Below are 13,026 nucleotides of genomic sequence, written 5' to 3'. Positions count from 1 at the left end.
GCGAGAGAACCCATGTCCCGTTCCCAAGAAACAATCCTAACAAACATCTGCCTTGTTGAAGATGTGTCGCGAGGTAAAGTCCTGGTCCAATACCGTTCTCCTGAACGAAATCACTGGTCTGGATATGCTTTTCCTGGTGGGCATATTGAGAAGGGTGAGTCTCTCCATGATGCGGTTGTCCGAGAGATTTTAGAGGAAACAGGTTTGACTATTGCTCATCCAAAACTGGTTGGGGTAAAGAACTGGCATACGGATGAAGGGGTTCGCTACATTGTCTTTTGTTACAAAGCGACCGAATTTTCTGGTCAGATTCACTCGACTGAAGAGGGCGAGATCTCTTGGGTAGACAAGGAAACCCTGCCACAGCTAGACTTGGCCTACGATATGTTAGAACTTCTGCGTATGATGGAAGATGAGGAACTGTCGGAATATTACTATCACGAGCGCATCGAAGGCGGCTGGCGCAAGAGTATGTACTAAAAAGACTGACTAGGTTGGGGCCTAATCAGTCTTTTTTTCTTGTTATTTATTCCTGTAAAAATCCTAGGTCTCTCAAGGCGGCTTCTACATAGTCCAAATCCTGCTGGGAGTCGGCTTGTACTAGGTGATAGTGGACTCCATCTGTCAGCTCAGATAAGGGGCGAAAGGCACAGGATGCGACCTGTTGGAGAAAATGCTGGACATCTCGGCGGCAGGTCAGCTTCAGGTAAGTCTGAATTTCGCCGTAAACCGGGTGCTCAATCAAAATAGTCTGCACGCGGCCGCCATTATCCACGATAGCCAGCAGCTCGGCCTCCATATCCTCAGCCCCATGCTGAACCTTGAAGAGCTGATGGACAGCAGCATTTTCTTGGCGGTCTTTATAAAGATAGCCACGATTGGTTGAGAGGATGGGGGCACCATCAGCCCGCAAGAGGGCAATATCTTGCACGATAATCTGTCTGGTCACATGGAAATGCTCCGCCAGTGACTGGCCATTGAGGGCAGCAGATGATGTTTTCAAAAGGTCTAATAGTTCTTCTCGTCTTTGCTTGGTCATAGCTTCATTGTAAACCAAAAGTCAGGAATCTTCAAGCTCTAGCGAATCTTTTTCAGCGCTTTATAGATGAACTTAGCAATGACAAAGTCGACCATGCTATGAATGACCGTACCAAGTCCAACCAGACCAAATAAGATATAGAAAGCATTAGCAGGATAGGCAGACGTTGTGTAAAAGAGGATGCAGACGACCACTTCGCCAAAGGCATGAATCAAGGCTAGCAGGAAATTAAATATCCAAGTCTTCTTCTGGCTGTCCAGTGTGTCAGGGTGCTTTTGAAGATAAAGAGCGCCTATGCTAGCGAAGAGCAAGTGGGACAGGGCCCTAAGCGTGATGATAAAAGGAAGTCCGGACATTCCAAATCCAATAGTAGAACCAATCACGACAATCACCGTCATGAGAGGGGAGATAAACATAGCCAGAAAGATAGCGACATGACTGGCTAAGGTGAAGGAAGCGGGCGGAATGACAATTTTAATCGGCATAACCAGTGGGATAACAATAGCTAGTGCAGTCAAAAAAGCGGTCAGTGTCATAAACTGATTTTTAGATTTTGGTTTCATAGCGACTCCTTTTTATCTGTATATACACTAGTATAGTACACTGTTTTTGCAGAAAGGTCAAGACCTGTAGGAAATCCTAAAAGAGATTTGTCAAAATCCTTAAAATAGCTTATACTAGAAAGGTGTGGAAATAGGAGTAAACTAGATTTTTAGAGTTTAATTGACCTTCACATCGATTAGTGTTCTGCTGGACTTGAAAAATGAAAGAAGAACTTAATCATATATAGAAGGCTGGTATGGAAATTTAGCAGTCTTGACTAGAAATGGAGAAAAAATGAACAACTTACCAAACTGCCCCAAATGTAATTCAGAGTATGTCTACGAAGATGGAACGCTCTTGGTCTGCCCAGAGTGCGCCTATGAGTGGAATCCAGCTGAGGTCCAAGAAGCAGAAGAAGGACCAGTTGCAATTGATGCTAATGGCAATAAACTGGCTGATGGCGACACAGTTACCTTGATTAAGGACCTGAAGGTCAAAGGCGCACCTAAGGATCTCAAGCAGGGAACGCGCGTGAAAAACATCCGCATTGTGGAAGGCGACCATAATATTGACTGTAAGATTGACGGCTTCGGTGCGATGAAGCTCAAGTCAGAGTTTGTTAAGAAAATTTGAGGTCTCTATGAATCGTCGTTTTATCTTAATTTATCGAATTATTCTTTTTATTCTCGCCTTTTTGGGTGTGTATCTGGAAATCACTAAGTATGGCGTGGGCATGCTCATGTACTATACGGTTTTGTCCAATCTCTTGGTCCTGCTCTTTACGGGCTATCTTGTCTATCTGATGATGAGACCTGGCGATGCTTGGAAGGCTCCGAAAATCTTGAGAATCAAGGGCGGGGTGACCATGTCCATCATGATTACTTGTGTCGTTTATCACCTCTTGTTGGCCCCAATTGCGACAGATTTTTACCGTCTAGAGAATTTTTTGTGTCATTATATAGTACCCTTGGCGTTTCTTCTGGATACAGTAATCTTTGACAAATCGCGCCAGTACCGTTGGTTTGATCCGATTTCTTGGACGAGTGTGCCTTTGGTCTATATGGCCTTTGCTCTCTTTAATGGCTTCTTCTTGAAAATAAACATTCCAAGATCCAAGGACAATCCATTTCCTTACTTTTTCCTCAATGTCTTTAAGAAAGGCTGGCCTTATGTCATCCAGATGTCTCTGATTATCTTTGCAGCCTACCTGATCTTTGGTTTTGTCTTTTACGGGATAAAATCCATCTCTTTCTCAAAGAAGAAGACTTCTTAGAGACATGTTAATTTTAGATGAAAAACAGATTTTATCTGTTTTTTTATTTTGCTTCGATTTTTTCTTGCCAATATCAGATTTGTATGATATAGTTAACTAGTTAATGATTAACCGGTTAAACAAAAAAGGAGGAAAGAATGAAACATAATCAGAAACTGTTAGGTCTAGCAGGAATCATTCTAGCTTGTAATCTTTGCTTGGCTGCTTGTCAATCTCAGACATCTCAACAGGAAAACAGTAAGGATAAGGTTAAGACCAAGCAAGAAGTGAAGAAGAAAAGCAAGGCGACCAAAAAAGGACAGGTTCCTGGAGTTGATAAGCCGACGGATGATGGTTTTCTCTTCAAAAGCGAGTCTCAAATTAAAGCTAGAACTAGTGAAGGTTTGATTTTAGAGCATGATGGCCATACGCACTTTATTTTTTATTCTGATCTAAAGAATAGTAAATGGGCCTATCTGATACCAAAAGATGGGCAAGTGCCTGCAGGATCGCCTCAGCTGGCAAATCAAATGAGCACTGCTGATGATGGCTATGTTTTTAATCCTAGAGACATTGTTTCAGAAGACCAATACGGCTATGTTGTGCGTCACGGGGATCATTTCCATTACATTTTGAAACAGTCAGTGGGTAATCTTGCACAAGCACCGAGCTATCGTCCAACGCCGTCTAGCAATCCTACGGGACATATTTATCAGCCAACTCTTAGGCCGTCTGTTCCCCAGCAGCAAGGGACAACAAAACGCCATTTTGCTGGGATTGATTATCCTACAAGTGATGGATTCTTATTTAGAGGCACAGGGGTAACAGGCAAACTTGCTATAGGCTTGCTGGCAGATCATAATGGTCATACTCATTTCATCCCCTATGAGCAGTTGATTGCTTCGCCTTGGGAGTCATTGATTCCAGCAGAACATAAGAAAGCTGCTGAAGATGCCTACTATGGCCGTCAAGAGCAAGCACAGCCTTCACCAGAACCGTCGCCAGCGCCAGCTCCTACACCTGAGCCTACGCCTAGTCCATCAGACGAGGAAGAAGAAATTGCCAAGAAAAAAGCCTATTTGGCTCAGCAATTAGGAATCGATGAAAGCTTGATTCAAGTGAGTGATACAGATAAAGGAAAGGTATTTATCTATCCGCATGGTGATCATAGTCATTCGACCTTGGTCAGTGAGATTGATACGACCAAGCCTTTTGACCCTCATGGAAATCCGCACGCTCATGACGCAGTCGGTATGGCAACCTTGAAAACTCTAGGATTTGATGATGAAATCATTGAAGATATTTTACATGCTACGGCAGACACCCCATTCCCATCAGGTGAGACGGATACGGAAAAGATGAAAGCCTGGCTGGCAACTGTGAAGTATCTAAATATTGGCCAGCGCAAAGATCCGCTGGAAAGAAAAGGCTTGGAACTGATGCCAAATATTGAAGTTCTGGGGATTGGCTTTACTCCGATAAAGGACATCAGACCAGTGCTGCAATTTAAGCATTTAAAACAGCTGTGGATGACAAAGACAGGCGTTACCAACTATGATTTCTTAAAAGAAATTCCGACCTTGGAAGGCTTGGACATTTCCCAGAATGGCATCACTGATTTATCTTTCTTGAAGGATTATCCGAACCTCAAAACAGTGGCAGCAGCGGGAAATGACCTTACCGATATTACACCTTTAGCTAAGCTGAAAAATCTGGAGTCATTGAACCTTGACTACAACAATATCTCAGATATTTCTGCTTTGACCAAGCTTTCAAAATTAAAAGCTGTAAGTTTAGAGCACAATCAACTGCAAGATGTTTCTGCTCTGAGCCAAAAAGAAGATTTAACAAGGCTTTTCTTATCCAACAACCCAAACTTAAATATCAATACCCTTAAGGCTTCCCATCTGGAAGAATTAACAGCTGATAATTCCAATGTTGAGAGCTTGAACTTCCTGAAGTCTAATCCAAATCTGACAACTCTAAGCCTAAATGGCAATCGTCTGACTTCTCTGGCGGGAGTTGAAGATGCTAAGAATTTAGTAACTTTGTCCGCAAGTCAAAACAAGATTACATCTTTGGACATTCCAGCTGCTCAGTCTTCCTTGAAGAATTTAAACTTGGGTGAGAATGAGCTGAAAAACTTGGAAGGAATTAATCAGTTTAGGTCTTTAGACAATCTGGCTGTCAACAAGAATAAAATCACAACCTTAGCGTTGCAGGAACCAAATAAGACGGTGACTTATATAAATGTCAGCGACAATCACATCCCTAAAGAAGAGCTTGAATTGAATGAAAATAAAATTCCGAAAGCCTTGGCGCAGCATTTTCCAGATGTTCAGGGTGGCAGCATTGACAATAATAAGCCGGCTGATCCAAAAGAAGAAAATAAGGAAGCGCCTAAGGAAAGTGAGCCTAATAAGGCAGATGTCCAAGGGAAGCCAGCATCCGATAAGCCAGCCTTATCTGAAGCCAGCAGCCAAGTAGCTTCAAATGATAGCGAGCATCCAGCTGGATCTGCTGAAGCAGAGTTAAACAATCAAGCTGAGAATCTAGAAAACTCTTCTAAGCCATTACCAGAAGAAGTGCCAACTGCTGAAAATCCTGAATTAAAAGACGAGCCAGCTCAAGCAGAAGACAAAGAAAATCCAAAGAATTCAAAAGATAAGGAAAAAGAAGAGAAAGAAGCTAATCATTAATCCATATCCAGTCAAGCAGAAAAAATACAATTTTTTCTTGAAATAGTTTTGAAATTGTGATATAGTATAAAAAATTAAATAATCCTTTAATTCTATCCAGAGAGATAGACAAGGAGCAAGTAAAAAGATGGGTGGAGTGTAAGCAAGTGCGTCTTGTTTTAGCTTGCCTGACTAGATTTTTCTGAAGTCTCCTTGTAATAAGGAGACTTTTTCTTGTTTGAGGAGGAAAGAATGAAAACAAAAGAAGTTGTCGATGACATCACCATGAATCGCGCGATTACGCGGATTACCTATGAAATCATCGAGCGCAACAAGGACTTAAACCAAGTGGTCTTGGCTGGCATTAAGACCCGCGGGGTTCACTTGGCTCACCGCATTCAGAAGCGACTGGTTCAGTTGGAGAATATCGATATTCCGGTCGCAGAAGTTGATACTAAGCCTTTCCGAGATGATATCAAGGTTGAGGAAGATACGACAGTGATTCCAGTGGATATTACCGACCGTCAAGTAATCCTGATCGATGATGTCCTCTACACAGGAAGAACTATCCGAGCGGCTATCGACAATCTAGTCAGTCATGGACGGCCTTCTCGGGTTGGTTTGGCTGTCTTGGTTGACCGTGGTCACCGCGAGCTGCCGATACGGGCAGACTATGTCGGCAAGAATATTCCGACTAGCCAAACTGAGGAGATTGTTGTTGAGGTGACTGAGACAGACGGTCAAGATCGCGTTTTGATTATGGGGGAGTAATTAGCTAAATGAATCAAGATGTTAAGTATGATGTGCATGATATGCCAAAGCCAGGTCTGCTTTTAGGACTATCCTTTCAGCACTTGTTCGCCATGTTTGGGGCGACAGTCTTGGTACCGATTCTGGTGGGAATTGACCCAGCGGTGGCCCTCTTCTCAAGCGGTCTGGGGACACTGGCCCATCTGACTGTTACCAAGTACAAGATTCCAGCCTACATGGGATCCAGCTTTGCCTATATCGCAGCTATGCAGATGCTGATGAAGACTGATGGTATCGGAGCAGTTGCACAGGGAGCTATCACTGGTGGTTTGGTTTATTTCATCGTAGCCCTAATTGTCAAGTTTGCCGGCAATGCTTGGATTGACAAGGTGCTGCCGCCAGTAGTAGTTGGCCCCATTATCATGGTCATCGGTCTGAGCTTGGCTGGAACAGCTGTTAGCGATGTGATGAACAAGACTTTGACTAATGGAGAAAAGGTTTATGATTTGACCTACTTCATTATCGGTATGGTCACTCTCTTGGCAGTCATCCTCTTTAATATCTATGGTAAGAAGATTGTGGGAATCATCCCTGTCTTGCTAGGCTTGATAGTCGGCTACATCTTTAGCTTGATTCTAGGGGCTGTGACAGGGCAGGAAATCGTTTCTTTTGCCAAGGTTGGGCAAGCTTCTTGGTTCCACCTTCCGCCAATGAGTTTGCCATTCTTAGACTATGATGTGAAATTTTACCCAAGCGCAATCCTAACCATGGCGCCTATCGCCTTTGTAACCATGACAGAACACTTCGGGCATGTCATGGTGCTGAATAGCTTGACAGGCAAGGATTTCTTCAAGGATCCAGGACTGGACAAGACCTTGACTGGTGATGGTCTGGCTCAGATTATTGCAGGGCTTTTCGGAGCACCACCAGTGACTAGCTACGGAGAGAATATCGGAGTCATGGCGCTCAATAAAATCTACAGCGTTTATGTCATTGCAGGTGCAGCAGTGCTAGCTATTGTCATGAGCTTTGTGGGGAAGGTCTCAGCCCTGCTCCAATCCATCCCGAGTCCTGTGCTGGGTGGTATTTCCATCGCCCTCTTTGGGGTAATTGCTTCGAGCGGTCTCAAGATTCTGATTGAAGCACAGACCAACTTTGACAATAAAAAGAATCTCTTGATTGCTAGTGTCATCTTGGTATCCGGTATCGGTGGTCTGACCTTGCAGCTGTCGGGTCTGCAAATCTCAGGAGTTGCCTTGTCAACTATTCTGGGAATTGTCCTCTATCTTGTCCTGCCTGAGCCCAAGGATTGAGCTAGGCGCTAAATCATTAAATTTCGTTCAAAAATAGCTTGCTCTCAGAGCGACTTTACTTGCAGCACTCTGGAAGCCCTCATTCTTTCATAAAGGAGAATTACATCATGTCATCCAATCAAATCGCTCTTAAGAACCTTGTTTCTATGGAAAATCTGTCAAATGAAGAAGTTATGGCCTTGATTAAACGCGGAATCGAATTTAAAAATGGCGCTAAAGTCCATTATGATGAACAGCATATCGTGTCTAACCTTTTCTTTGAGCCTTCGACTCGGACCCACAAGGCCTTTGAGGTAGCGGAGTTGAAGTTAGGCTGCGATCTTCTGGACTTTGATGTCAAGACCAGCTCGGTCAATAAAGGAGAAACCTTGTATGACACTATCTTGACCATGTCTGCCCTAGGCGTTGATGTCTGTGTCATTCGCCACCCAGAAGTAGATTATTACAAAGAGCTAGTTGAAAGTCCAACAATTACGACTTCCATCGTTAACGGTGGAGACGGTTCTGGTCAGCATCCTAGCCAGAGCTTGCTGGACCTGATGACCATTTACCAAGAGTTTGGGCGCTTTGAAGGACTCAAGGTTGCGATTGCTGGTGACTTGGATCATTCGCGCGTGGCTAAGTCAAATATGCAAATTCTCAGGCGCTTGGGAGCAGAACTCTACTTTGCTGGTCCGGAAGAATGGCGGAGCCAGGAGTTTGCGGACTATGGTAAATTTGTCACCATTGATGAGGTGATTGAAGAAGTGGATGTCATGATGTTCCTGCGCGTGCAGCATGAGCGCCATGACTACGAGTCCATCTTTTCTAAAGAAAATTACCACAGACTGCATGGGCTGACTCAAGAGCGTTATGACCGCATGAAAGATACGGCGATTCTGATGCATCCAGCTCCAGTTAACCGCGATGTAGAAATTGCGGATCATCTGGTCGAAGCACCAAAATCACGTATCGTTGAACAAATGACCAACGGCGTCTTTGTCAGAATGGCTATTATCGAAGCAGTTCTGAAAGGTCGTCAATAATCTCGGACAGTAGGCCGGGAGTGGGTGAAGCTATGTGAAGCAATCCCACTCCCTATTATTATATTTTGATGTGGAGGGTCGACAGGCAGTCTGCATCCTGGACAGGAGGGAAGAATGACAAAGAGACTTTTAATATTAGAAAACGGCATGATTTTCGAAGGGGAAGCTTTTGGAGCGGATCTTTTTGTGACAGGTGAAATCGTCTTTAACACAGGCATGACTGGCTATCAGGAATCGATTACGGACCAGTCTTATAACGGACAGATTTTGACCTTTACCTATCCCTTGGTGGGAAATTATGGTATCAACCGGGACGACTATGAGTCCATTTTACCGACCTGTAAGGGAGTGGTGGTCTATGAGTATGCACGTCGGGCCAGCAATTGGCGCCAGCAATTGTCTTTGGATGAGTTCCTCAAAGTCAAGAAAATACCAGGAATTTCGGGAATTGATACAAGGGCACTAACCAAGATTATCCGCCAGCATGGAACCATGCGGGCGACCATTGCCAATGCAGAGGATAGCATCGAGCATCTGCAAGACCAGCTGCAGGCGACTGTTCTGCCGACTGATAACATCAAGCAGGTGTCTACCAAGCAGTCCTATCCAGCTCCGGGAACGGGTCGCAGTGTAGTATTGGTGGACTTTGGCCTCAAACATTCTATCCTGCGGGAGTTATCCAAGCGCAACTGCAGCGTGACAGTGGTGCCTTATGATACCAGTGCTGAGGAAATTCTCCAGCTCAATCCTGATGGAGTCATGCTGTCCAATGGACCGGGCAATCCGGAAGATGTGCCGGAGGCTTTGGACATGATTCGTGGTATTCAGGGCAAGATTCCAATTTTCGGCATCTGTATGGGACATCAGCTCTTCTCCATGGCTAACGGTGCTAAGACGCATAAGATGAAGTTCGGCCACCGTGGTTTCAACCATGCGGTACGCGAGATTGCGACCGGCCGAGTTGACTTTACCAGTCAAAATCACGGCTATGCAGTCAGTCGTGAGGATTTGCCGGAATGCCTGATTGTGACTCATGAAGAAATCAATGATAAGTCTGTCGAAGGTGTGCGCCATCGGGATTATCCTGCCTTTTCTGTTCAGTTCCACCCAGATGCTGCGCCGGGACCGCATGATGCAGACTATCTCTTTGACGAGTTTATGGAAATGATGGATGCCCATCAGGCTTACTAGGAAGCAAGATTGAGAGGTACACTATGCCAAAACGTAAAGATATTCAGAAAATTATGGTCATCGGTTCTGGTCCTATTGTTATTGGTCAGGCTGCGGAGTTTGACTATGCAGGGACTCAGGCATGCCTGTCCTTGAAAGAAGAGGGTTACAGTGTTGTCTTAGTTAATTCTAACCCAGCGACCATCATGACGGACAAGGAAATTGCGGACCGGGTTTATATCGAGCCAATCACGCTGGAGTTTGTTGCGCGGATTTTGCGTAAGGAGCGGCCGGATGCTCTTCTGCCTACTTTGGGCGGCCAGACCGGACTCAATATGGCCATGGAATTATCAAAGTCAGGGCTTTTAGAAGAGCTGGGAGTGGAACTCTTGGGGACAAAGCTGTCAGCCATTGACCAAGCAGAAGATCGAGACCTTTTCAAGCAGCTGATGGAAGAGTTAGGCCAGCCCATCCCTGAGTCAGAGATTGTCAATACAGTTGATGAAGCACTGGAATTTGCGGCTGGCATCGGCTATCCAGTCATTGTCCGTCCGGCATTTACACTGGGAGGAACTGGCGGCGGTATCTGTAGCAATGAAGAAGAGCTGCAAGAAATCGCAGAAAATGGCCTCAAACTCTCTCCGGTTACCCAGTGTCTGATCGAGCGCTCCATAGCTGGCTTTAAAGAAATCGAATACGAAGTCATGCGGGATGGTGCTGACAATGCGCTGGTCGTCTGTAACATGGAAAACTTTGACCCAGTCGGCATCCACACAGGGGATTCTATCGTTTTTGCACCTAGTCAGACCATCTCAGATTATGAATACCAGATGCTGCGGGATGCCAGTCTCAAGATTATCCGTGCGCTGAAGATTGAAGGTGGCTGTAATGTGCAGCTGGCTCTGGATCCGCATAGTTTCAAATACTATGTCATCGAGGTCAATCCACGGGTTTCCCGCTCATCAGCCCTAGCCTCTAAGGCGACTGGCTATCCGATTGCCAAGCTGGCGGCGAAAATCGCAGTCGGGCTTACATTGGATGAAATCATCAACCCAGTGACAGGCTCTACCTATGCTATGTTTGAGCCGGCTCTGGACTATGTGGTCGCTAAGATTCCACGCTTTCCATTTGATAAATTTGAGCAGGGTGAGCGCCGTCTGGGAACCCAGATGAAGGCGACAGGGGAAGTCATGGCTATTGGCCGCAATATTGAGGAGAGTCTGCTCAAGGCCTGCCGCTCTCTGGAAGTTGGTGTGGACCACAATGAGCTGCCTGCTCTCAGCCAAGTAAGCGATGATGAGCTGATGAGGAAGATTGTCAAAGCGCAAGATGACCGACTTTTCTACATCTCAGAGGCTATTCGCCGTGGTTACAGTCCAGATGAAATTGCCGAGCTGACCAAGATTGATGTCTTTTTCCTGGATAAGCTGCTCCATATTTACGAAATCGAGCAGGAGCTGGTCAGTCATATCGGAGATAGCTATGTGCTCAAGAAAGCCAAACAGAATGGCTTTGCGGATACTAAGATTGCTGCCTTGTGGGACATGACAGCTGAGCAGGTGCGTCACATCCGGCAGGAGCAGAAGATTGTTCCGGTTTACAAGATGGTAGATACCTGTGCTGCTGAGTTCGAGTCTGCGACGCCTTATTTCTACTCTACCTATGGCTTTGAAAATGAATCTGTCAAATCCAGCAAGGAATCAGTTCTGGTGCTGGGCTCAGGTCCTATCCGAATCGGGCAAGGGGTCGAGTTTGACTATGCGACTGTTCATTCTGTAAAGGCTATTCAGGCAGCTGGCTACGAAGCGATTATCATGAACAGCAATCCAGAGACTGTATCGACTGACTTTTCTGTCTCTGACAAGCTCTATTATGAGCCGCTGACCTTTGAAGATGTCATGAATGTCATTGAGCTGGAACAGCCTAAAGGTGTTATCGTTCAGTTTGGCGGACAGACAGCCATTAATCTGGCAGAGCCTCTGTCCAAGGCTGGTGTGAAGATTTTAGGTACCCAAGTAGCGGACTTGGATCGAGCTGAGGATCGGGATCTCTTTGAGCAAGCTCTGAAGGAGCTGGATATTCCGCAGCCGCCAGGCCAGACGGCTACTAATGAAGAGGAAGCAGTAGAAGCAGCTCGTAAGATTGGCTTCCCAGTCCTGGTGCGACCTTCCTATGTCTTGGGTGGCCGTGCCATGGAAATCGTAGAAAACGAAGCGGATCTACGCTCTTATATGCGGACAGCGGTTAAGGCCAGTCCAGACCATCCGGTTTTGGTGGATTCTTACATTGTCGGTGATGAGTGCGAAGTGGATGCCATTTCTGATGGCTGTCAGGTCTTGATTCCAGGGATTATGGAGCATATCGAGCGGGCAGGAGTCCACTCAGGAGATTCCATGGCGGCCTATCCGCCACAAACCCTATCGCAGAAAGTCAAGGATACCATTGCAGACTATACCAAACGCTTGGCTCTGGGACTGAACTGTATTGGCATGATGAATATTCAGTTCGTCATCAAGGATGAGCAGGTCTATGTCATTGAGGTCAATCCACGGGCCAGCCGGACCGTTCCCTTCTTGTCCAAGGTGACTGATATTCCGATGGCGCAAGTAGCGACTCGTTTGATCCTTGGAGAAAGTCTGGTAGATCAGGACTATGAAGACGGCCTTCATCCAGAGAGTTCCATGGTTCATATCAAGGCGCCAGTCTTCTCCTTTACCAAGCTGGCGAAGGTTGACAGTCTTTTGGGGCCTGAAATGAAGTCTACCGGCGAAGTCATGGGCAGCGACCGCACACTCGAGAAAGCACTCTATAAGGCTTTTGAGGCTTCCTATCTCCATCTGCCAAACTTTGGTAATGTCGTCTTTACTATTGCAGATGACAGCAAGGAAGAAGCCCTGCAGTTGGCTCAGCGTTTTGCCAATATTGGCTATGGAATCTGGGCAACCAAGGGGACAGCCTCTTATTTTGAAAATCATGGTCTCCATGTTCGTCTGGTGGAAAAAATCGGCAGTGATGATAACAAGGACATCCCAGCCTATATCCGCAAGAGCAAGGTTCAGGCTATTATTAACACAGTCGGAACCAAGCGGACAGCTGACAAGCATGGTCAAATTATCCGTAGCTCAGCTATTGAGCATGGAGTGCCCCTCTTCACAGCCTTGGACACAGCTGATGCCATGCTGAAAGTGCTGGAAAGCCGCAGTTTCACTACAGAGGCGATTTAAAGATGGAGTTTTCATTTTCAGATTGTCATTTG

General features: G+C 45.7%; 11 protein-coding genes. 9 read left to right on the top strand and 2 right to left on the bottom strand.

Annotated elements, in window-relative coordinates:
* Positions 1-12: 12 nt before the first annotated feature.
* Positions 13-480, top strand: a complete 468-nt coding sequence (locus tag SSV_RS06160) for an 8-oxo-dGTP diphosphatase (RefSeq protein WP_072074104.1) — start codon at positions 13-15, stop codon at positions 478-480.
* A 46-nt stretch (positions 481-526) separates the two neighbouring features.
* On the opposite strand, the gene SSV_RS06155 is transcribed toward SSV_RS06160, so the two are convergent.
* Both SSV_RS06155 and SSV_RS06150 read right to left on the bottom strand, forming a co-directional pair.
* Positions 527-1,057 (bottom strand): transcription repressor NadR, encoded by a 531-nt coding sequence (locus SSV_RS06155; RefSeq protein ID WP_173328821.1) that lies wholly within the window; start codon positions 1,055-1,057, stop codon positions 527-529.
* Between the two features lie 20 nt (positions 1,058-1,077).
* On the bottom strand, positions 1,078-1,602 hold the full coding sequence (locus tag SSV_RS06150) for a hypothetical protein (RefSeq protein WP_072074103.1): 525 nt from the start codon (positions 1,600-1,602) through the stop codon (positions 1,078-1,080).
* Between the two features lie 274 nt (positions 1,603-1,876).
* Here SSV_RS06150 and SSV_RS06145 point away from each other — a divergent pair, with 274 nt between their 5' ends.
* The 8 genes from SSV_RS06145 to carB all read left to right on the top strand — a co-directional run bounded on the left by SSV_RS06145 (position 1,877) and on the right by carB (position 12,994).
* Positions 1,877-2,215, top strand: coding sequence for a zinc ribbon domain-containing protein YjdM (locus SSV_RS06145; protein ID WP_002897401.1), 339 nt, complete (start codon positions 1,877-1,879; stop codon positions 2,213-2,215).
* A gap of 7 nt (positions 2,216-2,222) precedes the next feature.
* Positions 2,223-2,855, top strand: a complete 633-nt coding sequence (locus tag SSV_RS06140) for a Pr6Pr family membrane protein (protein WP_072074102.1) — start codon at positions 2,223-2,225, stop codon at positions 2,853-2,855.
* A 137-nt stretch (positions 2,856-2,992) separates the two neighbouring features.
* Positions 2,993-5,533 carry a pneumococcal-type histidine triad protein gene (locus tag SSV_RS06135; protein ID WP_072074101.1) on the top strand — a complete coding sequence of 847 codons (2,541 nt, stop codon included), beginning with the start codon at positions 2,993-2,995 and terminating at the stop codon, positions 5,531-5,533.
* A 231-nt stretch (positions 5,534-5,764) separates the two neighbouring features.
* Positions 5,765-6,283, top strand: a complete 519-nt coding sequence (pyrR, locus tag SSV_RS06130) for a bifunctional pyr operon transcriptional regulator/uracil phosphoribosyltransferase PyrR (protein WP_072074100.1) — start codon at positions 5,765-5,767, stop codon at positions 6,281-6,283.
* 8 nt (positions 6,284-6,291) lie between these two features.
* Positions 6,292-7,575, top strand: a complete 1,284-nt coding sequence (locus SSV_RS06125) for a uracil-xanthine permease family protein (RefSeq protein WP_072074099.1) — start codon at positions 6,292-6,294, stop codon at positions 7,573-7,575.
* A 107-nt stretch (positions 7,576-7,682) separates the two neighbouring features.
* Positions 7,683-8,600: an aspartate carbamoyltransferase catalytic subunit gene (locus SSV_RS06120; RefSeq protein ID WP_072074098.1), complete on the top strand. Its 918-nt coding sequence runs from the start codon at positions 7,683-7,685 to the stop codon at positions 8,598-8,600.
* 114 nt (positions 8,601-8,714) lie between these two features.
* Positions 8,715-9,791 (top strand): carbamoyl phosphate synthase small subunit, encoded by a 1,077-nt coding sequence (locus SSV_RS06115; RefSeq protein ID WP_072074097.1) that lies wholly within the window; start codon positions 8,715-8,717, stop codon positions 9,789-9,791.
* 23 nt (positions 9,792-9,814) lie between these two features.
* Positions 9,815-12,994 carry a carbamoyl-phosphate synthase large subunit gene (carB, locus tag SSV_RS06110; protein ID WP_072074096.1) on the top strand — a complete coding sequence of 1,060 codons (3,180 nt, stop codon included), beginning with the start codon at positions 9,815-9,817 and terminating at the stop codon, positions 12,992-12,994.
* Positions 12,995-13,026: the final 32 nt, after the last annotated feature.

It is taken from the genome of Streptococcus sanguinis, from assembly GCF_001078705.1.
Lineage (GTDB): Bacteria > Bacillota > Bacilli > Lactobacillales > Streptococcaceae > Streptococcus > Streptococcus sanguinis_D.
This window is presented reverse-complemented; position numbering and strand designations above follow the sequence as displayed.

What these genes read in the sequence shown, in the direction of transcription:
- SSV_RS06160 (WP_072074104.1), top strand. Translation starts at nt 13, where the DNA reads ATGTCCCGTTCCCAAGAAACAATCCTAACAAACATCTGCCTTGTTGAA.
- SSV_RS06150 (WP_072074103.1), bottom strand. Translation starts at nt 1,602, where the DNA reads ATGAAACCAAAATCTAAAAATCAGTTTATGACACTGACCGCTTTTTTG.
- SSV_RS06145 (WP_002897401.1), top strand. Translation starts at nt 1,877, where the DNA reads ATGAACAACTTACCAAACTGCCCCAAATGTAATTCAGAGTATGTCTAC.
- SSV_RS06140 (WP_072074102.1), top strand. Translation starts at nt 2,223, where the DNA reads ATGAATCGTCGTTTTATCTTAATTTATCGAATTATTCTTTTTATTCTC.
- SSV_RS06135 (WP_072074101.1), top strand. Translation starts at nt 2,993, where the DNA reads ATGAAACATAATCAGAAACTGTTAGGTCTAGCAGGAATCATTCTAGCT.
- pyrR (WP_072074100.1), top strand. Translation starts at nt 5,765, where the DNA reads ATGAAAACAAAAGAAGTTGTCGATGACATCACCATGAATCGCGCGATT.
- SSV_RS06125 (WP_072074099.1), top strand. Translation starts at nt 6,292, where the DNA reads ATGAATCAAGATGTTAAGTATGATGTGCATGATATGCCAAAGCCAGGT.
- SSV_RS06120 (WP_072074098.1), top strand. Translation starts at nt 7,683, where the DNA reads ATGTCATCCAATCAAATCGCTCTTAAGAACCTTGTTTCTATGGAAAAT.
- SSV_RS06115 (WP_072074097.1), top strand. Translation starts at nt 8,715, where the DNA reads ATGACAAAGAGACTTTTAATATTAGAAAACGGCATGATTTTCGAAGGG.
- carB (WP_072074096.1), top strand. Translation starts at nt 9,815, where the DNA reads ATGCCAAAACGTAAAGATATTCAGAAAATTATGGTCATCGGTTCTGGT.